This window comes from Kitasatospora sp. NPDC088861 (genome assembly GCF_044750105.1).
Lineage (GTDB): Bacteria > Actinomycetota > Actinomycetes > Streptomycetales > Streptomycetaceae > Kitasatospora.
Genome location: NZ_JBIVJF010000010.1, coordinates 1 through 12,845 on the forward strand (window position 1 = coordinate 1; position 12,845 = coordinate 12,845).

The following is a 12,845-nucleotide window of genomic DNA, read 5'->3' on the forward strand; positions in this document are numbered from 1 at the left end:
GTGCGGAGGGGACGGGTTTCGCGACGGCGATGCGGACGTTGGACCACACGCGGGTGACGATCGCGGCGCAGGCGGTGGGGATCGCGCAGGGGGCGTTGGACTACGCGAAGGGGTATGTGAAGGAGCGGCGGCAGTTCGGGAAGGCGATCGCGGAGTTCCAGGGTGTGCAGTTCATGCTGGCGGACATGGCGATGAAGCTGGAGGCGGCGCGGCAGCTGACGTATGCGGCGGCGGCGAAGTCGCAGCGTGGGGACGGGGATCTGACGTTCTTCGGGGCGGCGGCGAAGTGCTTCGCGTCGGATGCGGCGATGGAGATCACGACGGACGCGGTGCAGTTGCTGGGTGGGTACGGGTACACGCGGGACTACCCGGTGGAGCGGATGATGCGGGACGCGAAGATCACCCAGATCTACGAGGGGACCAACCAGGTCCAGCGCATCGTCATGGCCCGCAACCTGCCGTAACAGCGCCTCCGAGGTGCACCGACGGCCGGGCCGAGCACCCGGTCCGGCCGTTCGGGGCCGATGCTATGTTCCGGGAATGAGCGAGAAGGAAGAGCAGGACCTGCCCATGAACGACGGGCCCACCAAGCCGGCGATGCGCGAGGCGCTCGTCGCCGCGGCCTTCGAGCTCTTCCTGGAACGCGGCTTCGAGCAGACCACCATCGACGACATCGTCTCGCTCGCCGGGGTCGGCCGGCGCTCCTTCTTCCGCTACTTCCCGGCCAAGGAGGACGTGGTCTTCCCGGACCACGAGCGCAGCCTCGCCGAGATGACGGAGTTCCTGGAGTCCGGCACCGGCGAGGAGGACCCGGTCAAGCACGCCTGCGACGCGGCCCGGCTCGTCCTGCGGATGTACGCCGAACAGCCCTCCTTCTCCGTCCAGCGCTACCGCCTCACCCGCAAGGTCCCCGGCCTGCGGGCGTACGAGCTCTCCGTGGTCTGGCGCTACGAGCACACGCTCGCGGCCTACCTGCGCGGCCGGTTCGCCGACCGGCCGGACGGCCCGCTGCGCGCCGACGTGACCGCCGCCGCCGTCGTCGCCGCGCACAACCACGCCCTGCGCACCTGGCTGCGCTCGGGCGGCGAGAGCGACTGGGTGGCCGAGGTCGACGCGGCGATGGCCTTCGTCACCGGCACCTGGAACGACCGCCCGGGCGGCGAGAACGGCGCGGGCGGGGAGTCCGGGGAGTCCGGGGCGGACGATGTGGTGGTGTTGGTCGCCAGCCGCCGGGCGCCGCTGTGGCGGATGGTCCAGGGCATCGAGAGCGCACTCGGCGACGCCCACCGGCTCTGACCGCCGGCCGCTGGCTCTGTCCGCCGACGCCGAACCGCTCCTGCCGACGCCGACCCGCCGCGGAGGGCGCTCCCACCCGAACGGCGCAACTCCGCTCGTCCGGCGCCCGGCTGACGGGCCGCACGCCGTGCGGGCCGCCCGGCCCCGGGCGAGACTCGGTCGTAGGACGGGGGCCGCGCGCCCCGGGAGCGCGAAGGAGCGGCGATGCCGGGGACGCCCCAGCAGGAGAACGGTGGCCCCACCCTGCGCCAGGTGCTGCTCGGCAAGGGCTACCTCGGCCTGCTGCTGGTCGCCGCCCTGATCGGCGCCCCGGTCTCGCTGGTCGCCTTCGGCTTCGTCGGCCTGGAGCACCAACTCCAGCACTGGGTCTGGGAGAGCCTGCCGGTCACCGCCGGCTTCGACCGCGCCCCCTGGTGGTGGCCGCTGCCCGCGCTGCTGCTGGCCGGCCTGCTGCTCGCCCCCGTGGTCACCCGGCTGCCCGGGCACGGCGGCCACGTGCCGGTGGACGGGCTGGGCGGCCCGCCCACCCCGCCGGGCGCCGTCCCCGGCGTGGTGCTGGCCGCGCTCGCCTGCCTGCCGCTCGGCGCGGTGCTCGGCCCGGAGGCGCCGCTGATGGCGATCGGCGGCGGCCTCGCGCTGCTCTCCGTCCGGTCCGCCAGGCGGTCCCAACACCCGGAACTGGTACCGGTGTTGGGCACGGCCGGGGCGGCGGCCGCGATCTCCACCATCTTCGGCAGCCCGCTGGTGGCGGGCGTGATGATGATCGAGGCGGCCGGGCTGGGCGGCCCGCGGCTGATCGCTCTGGTCCTGCCCTGCCTGCTGGCCAGCGGGGTCGGTGCGCTGGTCTTCACCGGCTTCGGCCACTGGACCGGGCTGTCGATCGGCGCGCTCTCGCTGCCGCGGGTGCCCGAGAGCGGCGTCCCGGACCCGGGTGACTTCCTCTGGGGCGTCCCGCTGGCGGTGGTGATCGCCGTGGTCTGCGTGGCCGGGCAGGCCCTCGGCCGGCGGGTCAAGGCCTTCACCACGGGCGATCCGGACGGCCCCCGGCCGGTGCCGACCGCTCGTCGGACCGCCGTCCGGACGGTGCTGTGTGCGATCGCCGTCGGAGCCTGCCTCGCGGCGTACGCCCTGCTCACCGGTCGCTCACCGGAGGAGGCCGCGCTCTCCGGGCAGGCCACCCTGGGCGCGCTGGCGGCCGACCCGGCGGCCTGGCCGATCGGCGCGCTGCTCGCCCTGGTGCTGTGCAAGACGGTCGGCTGGGGGATCGCCCTGGGCAGCCTGCGCGGCGGCCCGATCTTCCCGGCGATCCTGATCGGTGCCGCGCTCGGGGCGGCCTGCGCGCCGCTGCCCGGCCTCGGCACCGCGCCCGCGCTGGCCGCCGGACTGGCCGCCTCCGGCGCGGCCGTCACCCGGCTTCCGGTCACCAGCACGGTGCTGGCGGCGGCGTTGCTGGGTGGTCAGGCCGCCGATGCGATGCCGCTGCTGATCGTCACCGCGGTGACGGCCTTCGTCACCGGCGAGCTGGTCCGGGGGCGGTCGAGACGCGCCCACGCTCCGCCCGGCGGGGGCGGGCCGGCACCGGCCGACTGACCGTCCAGCCCTCGTCCGGTCCCCGTCCAGCCCTCGTCCGGTCCCCGTCCAGCCCTCGTTCGGTCCCCGTCCAGCCCTCGCCCGGCCCCCAGACGCCCGCGCCCCGACGTCAACGTTCTGCGGCGCGAAAATCCCTTCGGGGGACGGCAGATGAACAACTGCGGATTCCACGCTCCCCGGTCGGCGGGGTGCGCGATAACGGAGGCACCCCGGCCGACCGGCCGACGGGGCACCAGGACCAGCAGCCAGGGAACCGAGGAACGACACCCATGCCGATCAGCGACTACGGCGTGCTCGCCGCCACCGCCGTCGACCGGCGCCGCGAGGGCGCCACCGACACCCCGCACTACCAGATCCACCTGCGCGACGCCGGGGGCACCGACTACCGCGCGGCGGTCAACGTCCTCTCCCAGCAGGCCCCCGCCGACCTGCGCTACCTCGCGGTCGAGGACTTCCGGCACCCCGTCACCGGCCTCCTCCCGCCGGCCGGCAGCGGCTGGAACCCGGTGCCGTCCCGGCCGGGCACGGCGGGCCTGGACTTCGTCCGCGGGCGCCTGTTCGACCCCGCGGCGATGCGCGTCCTGCCGCCCGACCTCCCGGGCCCGGACAACGACCTCGCCGACGCGCTCGACCAGCACGTCCAACGGGCGATCGCCGACCCGGCGGCCGCGGTGTACGTCTTCGGGCAGCGCTTCGGGCCCGAACCCGGCGTCCCGGACAAGGTGTTCGGCTTCCTGCCCGGCAACGGCGTGCACGACGTGCACATGAACCAGGGCAACAGCGGGCGGTTCCGGACGGACGACGGCGTCTACCAGGACGGCGCGCTGCTCATCCACCTGCCGGCGGAGAGCCGGTGGGCGGCGGTGTTCCTGGCCTTCCAGTCGCAGTCCTGGCACACCGACGACCGCACCGGACACGCCCTGCCCGCGTCCGTCCCGCACCCCACCCGCCCCCGGACCGGGCCCCGTCAGGCGACCGGACCCCAGCAGTAGGTCCTGTCCGGCCGATCCTGGCGGATCAGCCCGCGCTGTGGGACCGGCGGGACTGGGCGAGCAGCCAGGCGTAGACCTCGGGGTCGTCGTACGTCCGCGTCCAGGAGTCGTGGCCGATCCCCGGGTAGCGGGTGAACCGCACCGGACCGCCCGCCTCCCGCAGCGCCTCGACCACCCGCTCGGTGTGGGCGACCGGGACGACGTCGTCCTCCCCGCCGTGGAAGGCCCACACCGGGAGGTCGACGAGGCGCGGCGCCGCCTCGCTCAGCCCGGACCCGCAGATCGGCACTGCGGCGGCGAACCGGCGCGGGTACCGGGCGGCGAGCGCCCACGTGCCGGTGCCGCCCATGCTCAGCCCGGTGACGTACCGCCGGTCCGGGTCGATCCGGTACGTCCGCGCCACGTCCTCGACCAGGGCCGCCAGCGCGCTCACCTCCGCGACCCACGAGCTGTGCGCCGGGCACTGCGGGGCCACCACCACGAACGGCAGCTTCGCCCCGGCGGTGATCTGTCGCACCGGCCCGTGCACGGCGAGCGCCGCCAGATCCTCGCCACGCTCCATGGCGCCGTGCAGGAACAGCAGCAGCGGCCACGGCCCGGGGCCCTCGTCGTACCCGTCCGGCAGCGACAGGGCGTACCCCAGGTCGTTGCCGTCCTCGTCGACGGCGAAGCGGTGGTGCTGAACAGGTGCGGACATCGGTCTCCTCCAAAAACGTCAGGGGTTCCACGGGGCGGACCCGCCGCCACCACCCTTACCGAGCAGCCTCTCCGATTGATGACGCCGCCGTCACGGTTCACGTCGCAAAGACGCCGGACAGGGCCCGAGCGCGGGCGGCGCGGCGATGCCGAACTCCCGGCGGAGCGCGGAGACGGCGGCGAGGTAGCCGCTCATGCCGTGGACGCCCGGACCGGGCGGCGTGGACGCGGAGCACAGGTAGACGCCGGGCAACGGGGTCGCGTACGGGTTCCACCGGGGGGTCGGGCGCATGAGCAGCTGGCCGAGGGTCAGGGCCCCGGCCCCGATGTCCCCGCCGACGTAGTTCGGGTTGTACGCCTCGTACTGGACGCCGTTGGTGCTCCGGGCGGCGACGACCGTCTCGGCGAACCCGGGCGCGTACTTCTCGATCTGTGCCGTGACGGAGCCGGTGGGGTCCGCCGCGTACCCGTTGGGCACGTGCGCGTACGCCCAGACGGGCCGCTTCCCGGCGCGGACCCGGTCGGGATCGGCGACGCCGGGATCCACCAGCAGCACGAACGGGTCGCCCGCGTCGACACCGCGGGCGACCCCGGACTCCCGGCGGTAGATCTGCGCCTGCGACCCTCCGAGGTGCACGGTGGCGGCCCTGGCCACCTCGGTGTTCCGCCACGGGATCGCCTCGGACACCAGGAAGTCGACCTTGGCCGCCGCGGGCCCGTACCGGAACCTGCGGAGCCGTCGCCGGTAGGCGGCGGGCAGCCGGTCGCCCGCCACGGCCGAGAACTCCTTCGGCCCGGTGTCGAACATGACGACGCGCGAACCGCGCACCTGCGCCAGGTCGGTGATGCGCGCACCGGTGTGGATCTGCCCGCCGTGGCGCCGGATGTCCTCGGCCAGGCCGGCCGCGATCTCCGAGCTCCCGCCGCGCGGCACCGGCCACCCCGAACTGTGCGCCAGGTGGCCGAGGAAGACCGACACGGCTCCGCCGACGATGCTGGGGAGCCTACCGACGGCGTGCGCGGCCACCCCGGCGAGGAGGGCGGCCGCCTCGTCGGTCGCGAACCGGTGCGTGGCGAGCGCCGTCCCGTGGACCAGGGACCGCCACGCGAGCATCGCCGGAGTCCGCAGGGACGGGGGGACGGAACGGAAGTCGGAGAGGAAGAGCTCCCCGATCTCGGCGCTGCGGCCGATGAGCGGTGCCATCAGCCGCCGCCAGCCGGCGCCGTCGCGGCCCAGCGCGTCGCAGGTCCGGTCGAGGTCCTGGTACGCCACGGCGGCCCGCCCGTCCGCCAGCGGATGGGCGTAGGACGCTTCCGGCCGGAGCAGGTCGACGCCGCGGGCCGACAGGTCGAACCGGCGGAAGAACGGCGACACGGCGGCCATCGGATGGACGGCGGAGCAGATGTCGTGCCGTACGTCGCTGTCGAAGAGGGCGTGCGTGCGCAGGCCGCCGCCGATCTCGTCCTGGCTCTCGTAGACGTCCACGTGCAGCCCGGCGCGGGCGAAGGTGACGGCCGCCGCCAGGCCGTTCGGCCCGCTGCCCACGACCGCGACGTCCCTGTTCCACTTCATGGTCGGTCCGCCTCGTTCATGGTCGGTCCGCCGCGCGGGATTCCACGGGCGGGGCGGCCGGTCACCGGGAGCTGGTGCTACCGGCGGCCCTTTGCATCGAACATTCCTTCCAGCTCCTTCAGGACCGACGGCAGGTAGAAGCCGGTCTCGCCCTCCCATTTTCGCTTCCCGACGCTGTACGCCGCCACGGTCTGGCTGACCGAGACGTTCGGGCGCCGCAGCAGGAGCTCCATGTTGTGTTCGACGACGGCATTTCCGGCCGGAAAGGCGGTGGCGAGCACGATCGGCTTTTCGGTGATCTGCAACGCCATGGTGGCGGGGGTGTCGCAGTTTCCCGAGGCGAGCCGCATCGCGAAATCGAGCGTCGCGGGGAAGACGGCGAAGGCGTCGACGCGTTCGCCGATCTCCACGTGTGCGGATTCCGGGAGGGAGGGGTCGGCGTAGTCGTCGGTCCACACGTCGCCGCCCACCAGTCGGCGCAGGGCGTCCAGCGTCACGAATCGCTGTGCGGACCTGGTCACCAGGAGATCGCTCGTGATCCGGGGAAACGACTGGCGCAGCCAGTGCAGCCAGTACGGTGTGAGCGCGGCATTGATGGATCCGGTCACGATGAACAGGATCCGCTTCTCGCCCAGATCGGGGATCGCCTGACTTCCGGCGCTTGCGGCGATTCCGGTGTTCGCAGCGCTTCCGGAGTTTTCGGTGCTTTCGGTTTCGGGCATCTCGGTGTTCCCCCGGTTCACAGGGCGAGTTCGGGCGAGATCATGATGGGCTTGATCCCGTCGGCACCCTCGGTCGGGACGGACGCCACGATCATGAACTGGTAGTCCCCCGACTCGCTGCTCCTCCTGCACGTGTCCCGCACGGCCCCGGCCATCAGGTTGTACCCGTCGCTGTTCAGCATCCACTCGAACATGGCCCCGTTCGAGGCGAGCGTGCGCACCTGCGACGCCATGTCGAACAGCGCCTTCGGAACCCGGCTCCCCGGGTTCCACAGCACGGCGAGCGGCTTCGCCTCGTTCCGCATGGCCAGGTCGGCCCACGTGGTCCACCCGTCCGCGGGCGTCGCGCGCGTGCGGTAGAAGACGTACAGGTCCTCGATGCCGGGGTTCGGAGCGAAGAAGCGCCACTGCGGCAGGTCGGGGAAGAACGGCAGGCGCATCTTGATCGGCAGCTTGTCGTCGGGCAGGTTCTCGAAGACCGTCAGCACGACGTGCGTCACCAGGGCGGCCTTGACCAGGGACGTGACGGTCCTGCGCCACGCGCTCATGAGTTCTCCAGGATGATCGCCGCCGTCTGCTGCGCCAGGGCGGGCTTGGCGATGATGGACCGGTGGCTGCTCGCCGGGACGACGTGGAAGTCCGCGGCGACCCGCTCGCTGAGCTTGCGCTGCTGCTCGGTGTTGTTTGCGGCCGAGATGACGACGCGCCGCAGCGGGCCGGCGGCCACGAAGTCCTGGCCGGCGAGGGGCTCGTGGAGGTACTCCTGGCGCGCCGCCAGCAGCACCTGGGGGCTGGAGATCGAGGCCAGGTACGCCCGTTGGATGTCCGGGCGGTACTCGAGTTCCCGCTCGGTGGGGCTCGTCAGCCAGCGGGTGGTGCCCAGGGCCGAGCCGAGCAGCCGTCGCGCGGTGTCCTGGTTGTAGCGCGCCACCCGCCGCTTCGACCCGCGGTCCTCACCGAGGAGCACGGCGTCCGTCCCGTCGACGATGTGCAGGACGGTGGCGCGCTCGCGCACGTAGGCGGACTCCGCCGCGACGTTCATGGCGGTGAGGGCGCCGATCGAGTGGCCGCACAGGACGACGTCGCCCTCCGGCGCGAGCTGTTGCAGGAGGAACTCGACCGACTGGGCCGGCCGCAGTCCGCTCTTCGAGCGCCAGTACCCGCTGCGGTGGTAGCGCAGGACCCGGAAGCGCCGGCTGAGCAGCCCGGCCACCCAGTCCCAGGACTCCAGCGGCGCGCCCAGGCCGCTTTCGAGGACCGCGACGGGGGCAGTGGGACCGAGCTCCCCGGCATCGAGCGCGTACTCGATCGCGAGGCCGTCCGGGCCCTGGATCAGGGAGGTCCCCTTGAGTCCGCTGCGCCGGGTGTACTCCTCCTCCAGGCGGATGTACGAGAGGTAGGCGCTGACCGCGGCGGCGGCGCTGAAGGTGGCGACCACCTGGCGTTCGAACCTCATCCCCGGCCCCCGTTCCTGGGCAGGCGGTCCACGGCGTAGAGGACCGCCGCGTGGGCCGAGCTGAATCCCCAGAAGAACCGCGGCAGGCCCATCGTCACGGCGATGCCCAGGTGGAAGAGCTTGACGCCGGCCAGGGCCTTGCGGGCGTCCGCCGGCGCCAGCAGGTAGACGACCGGGAACCCGGTCTCCCAGACGATGGTGAACCACGTCATCGAACTGCACAGCAGCGGGCTCTTCTTCAGCCACCTGGCGACCGCGCTGTCCCCGTACTGCTGGGTCTGCAGGACCTGTTCCAGCGCCTCGCCCGACCGCCAGGTGCTGGAGATCGCCTTCGCCGCGCCGGCGGTCACGTAGGCGATGAAGGTCTGGGCGTTGACCGCGCGCAGGAAGAGGTCGTCGGACTTCTCGGCCTCGGGGACCAGGGCGGTGAGCAGGCGGTAGCCGCAGATCAGGGCGGCCATGTGGTCCGCCCCGTCCCTGCCGAACGAGGTGCGGTACTTGCTCAGGCCGCTGGAGGCCAGCATCAGGCCGGCTCCGGTGATCTGCTGCGCCCGGCTCCTGCGGCCGGTCAGGGTCAGCGCTCCGCCGACGACGCCCATGGCCTTGATGGCGACGGCACCGCCGCGGCTGTCGATCGCCTTGCGGAGGGCCTGCGGGACCACGCTGCGATCACGTTTCGAACTCAGGCCCTGCAAAAGGCCGTTGGGTCCGTAGGCGGCCGTCCTGGTCAAGGCTTCGAGGCCGCTGATGATCTCGCCCACCGCGGCCGGGGCCAGCGTCCAGTAATGCGCGTCCTCGCGCGATATGGGGTGGGAAGGCTCGTTGACGATCTTGGTGAATGGCATTCACGCGTCCTCGTGCTCCAGTCGAGCGGGGCCGGAAAGGGGAACCGCTCGTCCCCCTTTCCGGCCCGTCTGCTCACATGGGTGGTGTCACCGGTGGGTCAGTGGTTCAGCAGCCGAGGCAGATCGTGCTGCCCGTCACGACGACCTCGCATATGGCGACGATGGTGGGGGTGGTCATCGCGGGAGCGTTGTGTGCGTTCACGAAACCCTCCTGCGCCTCCGCGAACGAAGCGTTGACGGCATCGGTCACGAACTCGACACGCGATTCGGTGGCGTTCACTCTTTCTCCTTTTGATGGTGGAGACAGCGGCCAACCCGCAGAGGACCGACGCCCGCTGCCGGCCGCTGCCGTTCGACCATATGTCGTTCCGGTAACCACGGGAAGACCCTTGATGCGTTCATGGTGTGCACAATGCGAATCGGTGGCGGATAATTTCGAAGAAATTGACCAATTCCATTGTAGGTGGACATTCTTCGAATTCTGCGCAATGCCCCTTTTGCTGTGGAGTCACCGGATGCTCCTGTATTCGATCATTGATATCGCAGGTCAGGCCTTGATCGAGAATCCGGGCGGGCGGCGGATTCCGCCGAACAGTCCGTATGGCCTCAAATCGCCCCATTTGACTTGACGGCCTCGGGGCCGACCGGAGGATGCGTGCCGGGCCGTCCGGAGGGTGTATTTGGGTCGGCTTTGCAGGATTGGGACGCCTTGCTATGATCGGCCCAATGTTCAGAAAAGTGTGAAAATGAACGTTTCGATCATCCGAGAGAAGACGGCTCGTCGATTGAAAAAGAAAACCGGCAAGGCGGCGGACGCACCGCTGCTGCAACTCGTCGACGTCACACACGCGTACGGTGACAGCACCGTGCTCGACCGGGTCTCCCTCCGCATCCACCGTGGTGAGTGCGTTTCCCTGGTCGGGGAGAACGGATCCGGCAAGAGCACGCTGCTCCGCGTGGCGGCCGGCCGGGAGAGACCCTCCGCGGGGTCGGTCGTCTTCGACGGGGAGGAGATCCACGAGGATTCCCTGGACGTGCGCAAGCGGGTCGCGTCGGTGATGGATCCCGGTGCGTTCTATCCGGACCTCACCGTGCGGGAGCACCTGCGGCTCGTGGCGCTGTCGCACGGCATGGGCGCCGGAGCCGATGCCGCGGTCGACGGGGCGCTGGAGTCGCACCGCCTCACGGCGCAGTCCGAACAGTTCCCCTCGGCCCTGTCCTCCGGGCAGACCCAGGCGCTGCTCCTCGCCGCCGCCTTCATCCGGCCGCACGACCTCCTCATCCTCGACGAGCCGGAACAGCGGCTCGACTCCCACGCCCGGACCGCCCTCGCCCGCCTGATCGCGGAGCACCGCGACCGCGGAACGGCCGTCCTCATGGCCACCCACCACCGGGCCCTGAACGAGGTCGCGGACCAGATCGTCGAAGTCGGCTCGCGTGCGGGGCACTCGGGCCCGTCCGGGGCGGTGCGGGGGGAAGGATGAGCGGTTTGAGCGACAGCGTGGCACCCGCGACCGGGACGAGGGCGCGGGTGCCCGACAGGTCGGGGGACTGCACCGCGGACACCCTGCTGTTCCTGCGCGAAGCCCGGAGTGGCACGCGCCAGGAGAAGCGCAGGAGCGCGTGGTTCATCGCCTACACGGTCCTCCTGGTGGGCGGCTGCTGGGGCGTCCCCGCCCTGCTCCAGTGGACGAGTTCGACCCGGGCGGCCGACCGGCCACCCGTGCAGATCGGGGAACAGGCGTCCGCGACGCTCCTGGCGCTGATCCCGGCGGTGCTGGTCCTCGCCCTGCTGCTCACCGCCCGGGGAGCGATGTGGCGTGGCCCGGTCCTGCTGGACCGGGCCACGACCGGCTTCCTGCTGCCCTCGGCCGTCGACCGGCGAGCCCTGCTCGCGCCGGGGTTGCGGTCCTCGGTGGCGCTGGCCTCCGTGGTGAGCGGCGTCGCCGGCGCGGTCGCGGGCTTCCTGCTGCAGGGCCTGGCCCCGCAGTCGTGGATCCTGCTGACCCTCGCGGGCTCCTGGACGGGCGTCTCGGTGGCGCTCACCACGAGCGCGGTCGGCGTCCTGGTCGAGCGGAACGACCAGTGGATGTCCCGCTACGGCCGCGGGGTCTTCGCCGCGGGGTGGCTCCTCGCCGCGGTCGCCGCCGCCGGCGTGTGGACGGCATGGACACAGGGGCGGACGGGCTGGCTGCAGGACCTCCTGCTCTGGTCGGGCCCGTGGGGGTGGGCGTCCCAACCGCTCCTGTGGGCGCTCGGCCTCGTGGGTACGGCGGGCGCCGTCGGCACGGTGCTGTCGGTCGGCACCCCGGTGGTCGCCCTCGTCCTCGCCTGGCGGGAACTGCCCGCGATCCCGCAGGCCGCCCTCAGGCTGCGCGCGACGGTCGCCGCCCAGATCAGCACGTCCGTCCTCATGCTCGACCTCCGCCAGGCCCGCTCAGGAGTACCGCGGCTCAAGGAGCGGCGCAGCACCCCCCGGCTCCGCCTCCCCGTGCCGCGGCACCGGCTGCTGCTGGTCCCGTGGCGCGACCTCACCTGCCTGCTGCGCAACCCCCGCCGCCTGGGGTGGGCCGCCGTCTGGAGCGGGCTCGCCGTCGGACTGACCGCGGCCGCCCCCTCCTTCACCTCGACCGCACAGCAGATCGTCGTCGTGCTGTCCCTGGTCGCCGAATACCTGGCGGCCGCTCAACTCACCGAGCCGGCCCGGCTGGAGAGCGACGACCCGCGGCGCTCCACCAACCTGCCCTGGACGTTCAAGTCGCTCGCCCTCCAGCACTCGGCGGTGCCCGGCGGCCTCCTCCTCGCGCTCACCGGAGCCGGCGCACTGGCGTGCGTGCTCGGCGGCCGGGGCGCCGCAGGACTCCTCCCGCTCCTCGCCTCCGTACCCGCACTCACCGTGGCCGCGCTGGTCAGCTCCTACCGGGGCGTCGTGCCCGTGCACCTGACGATCGGTGTCAACACCCCCATGGGCAACACCGGCCCCGGCCAGGTGGCGCTCTGGTACCTGCGCGGCCCGCTGGCGGTCGGCACCCTCCTGTTCCCGCTCGCCCGCTCCGCAGCCCAGGGCCACCCGTACGCCGCGGCACAACTCGCCTGGACCCTGGCCGTCACCGCGGCCGCCCTCTGGTGGGTCCGGCGCACCGCCCACCGCCTCCACACCCGATAGCCCCGACCCCACACCAAGGGCCGGCCGACCCGCCGTCACGTCGGATCGACCGGCCCCACGAGGTCGGCCGACCACCATGCCCGAAGCCACGACTCCCCGGCGGAGACCTCCACCACCACCCGACACCACTCGCCGGGCCGCCGGTCCCGCGGTTGGTCACACGACGGCCGGGAAAAGCAAAAGACCCCTGAATCAACAGGGGTCTTGCTGGTGTCCGAGGGGGGACTTGAACCCCCACGCCCGATAAAGGGCACTAGCACCTCAAGCTAGCGCGTCTGCCATTCCGCCACCCGGACCGGGTGTTGTCCTTGCGGCTTTCGTTCTCTCGTCGGCCGCGCTGACAGATGTAACTGTAGCAAAGATCGGCTTGGGGTCCCAAAACGGTTCGGGGCGGGGGAATGGAGGTGGTGGCGGGGGCAAGGGGGAGTGTGTGGCGGGGGCGTGACCAGGGGGTTTCGGGGGCGCGCAGGGGGTGGATCCGGGTCGGGGGCTGGGGGAGGATGGGCGTA

At 72.2% G+C, this 12,845-nt stretch carries 13 protein-coding genes and 1 tRNA gene; 6 read left to right on the forward strand and 8 right to left on the reverse strand.

The window, feature by feature from the left end:
- The 4 genes from ACIP37_RS18645 to ACIP37_RS18660 all read left to right on the forward strand — a co-directional run.
- Window positions 1-464 (forward strand): acyl-CoA dehydrogenase family protein (locus ACIP37_RS18645; protein ID WP_400844102.1); only part of this gene is annotated, 464 nt, incomplete at its 5' end.
- A gap of 133 nt (window positions 465-597) precedes the next feature.
- Window positions 598-1,296: a TetR family transcriptional regulator gene (locus ACIP37_RS18650; protein WP_363583972.1), complete on the forward strand. Its 699-nt coding sequence runs from the start codon at window positions 598-600 to the stop codon at window positions 1,294-1,296.
- A gap of 204 nt (window positions 1,297-1,500) precedes the next feature.
- Entirely contained in the window at window positions 1,501-2,886 is a 1,386-nt protein-coding gene (locus ACIP37_RS18655; protein WP_400844105.1) for a chloride channel protein, read from the forward strand.
- A 269-nt stretch (window positions 2,887-3,155) separates the two neighbouring features.
- Window positions 3,156-3,878: a DUF2278 family protein gene (locus tag ACIP37_RS18660; RefSeq protein WP_400844108.1), complete on the forward strand. Its 723-nt coding sequence runs from the start codon at window positions 3,156-3,158 to the stop codon at window positions 3,876-3,878.
- Window positions 3,879-3,903: 25 nt separating this feature from the next.
- Here ACIP37_RS18660 and ACIP37_RS18665 read toward each other — a convergent pair whose 3' ends face one another.
- The 7 genes from ACIP37_RS18665 to ACIP37_RS18695 form a co-directional block, all read right to left on the reverse strand.
- Window positions 3,904-4,575, reverse strand: a complete 672-nt coding sequence (locus tag ACIP37_RS18665; protein ID WP_363627434.1) for a prolyl oligopeptidase family serine peptidase — start codon at window positions 4,573-4,575, stop codon at window positions 3,904-3,906.
- Window positions 4,576-4,665: 90 nt separating this feature from the next.
- A complete protein-coding gene (locus tag ACIP37_RS18670) occupies window positions 4,666-6,147 on the reverse strand; it encodes a phytoene desaturase family protein (protein WP_400844112.1) in 1,482 nt (493 codons plus the stop codon).
- Window positions 6,148-6,224: 77 nt separating this feature from the next.
- A complete protein-coding gene (locus ACIP37_RS18675) occupies window positions 6,225-6,869 on the reverse strand; it encodes a flavoprotein (RefSeq protein ID WP_363583950.1) in 645 nt (214 codons plus the stop codon).
- A gap of 17 nt (window positions 6,870-6,886) precedes the next feature.
- Window positions 6,887-7,417 carry a hypothetical protein gene (locus ACIP37_RS18680; protein ID WP_363583948.1) on the reverse strand — a complete coding sequence of 177 codons (531 nt, stop codon included), beginning with the start codon at window positions 7,415-7,417 and terminating at the stop codon, window positions 6,887-6,889.
- Complete coding sequence (locus ACIP37_RS18685) at window positions 7,414-8,325, reverse strand: alpha/beta hydrolase (protein ID WP_363583946.1); 912 nt, start codon at window positions 8,323-8,325, stop codon at window positions 7,414-7,416. Before ACIP37_RS18685 ends, ACIP37_RS18680 begins: the two co-directional genes overlap by 4 nt.
- On the reverse strand, window positions 8,322-9,170 hold the full coding sequence (locus tag ACIP37_RS18690) for a hypothetical protein (RefSeq protein ID WP_363618082.1): 849 nt from the start codon (window positions 9,168-9,170) through the stop codon (window positions 8,322-8,324). Before ACIP37_RS18690 ends, ACIP37_RS18685 begins: the two co-directional genes overlap by 4 nt.
- A gap of 106 nt (window positions 9,171-9,276) precedes the next feature.
- Window positions 9,277-9,450, reverse strand: a complete 174-nt coding sequence (locus ACIP37_RS18695) for a cypemycin family RiPP (protein WP_350878031.1) — start codon at window positions 9,448-9,450, stop codon at window positions 9,277-9,279.
- A gap of 505 nt (window positions 9,451-9,955) precedes the next feature.
- Between ACIP37_RS18695 and ACIP37_RS18700 the strand changes: the two genes are divergently transcribed.
- Window positions 9,956-10,654, forward strand: coding sequence for an ATP-binding cassette domain-containing protein (locus ACIP37_RS18700; RefSeq protein ID WP_363618084.1), 699 nt, complete (start codon window positions 9,956-9,958; stop codon window positions 10,652-10,654).
- Between the two features lie 5 nt (window positions 10,655-10,659).
- Complete coding sequence (locus ACIP37_RS18705) at window positions 10,660-12,336, forward strand: DUF6297 family protein (RefSeq protein ID WP_400844117.1); 1,677 nt, start codon at window positions 10,660-10,662, stop codon at window positions 12,334-12,336.
- A 208-nt stretch (window positions 12,337-12,544) separates the two neighbouring features.
- On the opposite strand, the gene ACIP37_RS18710 is transcribed toward ACIP37_RS18705, so the two are convergent.
- Window positions 12,545-12,632 (reverse strand) — tRNA-Leu (locus ACIP37_RS18710).
- Window positions 12,633-12,845: the final 213 nt, after the last annotated feature.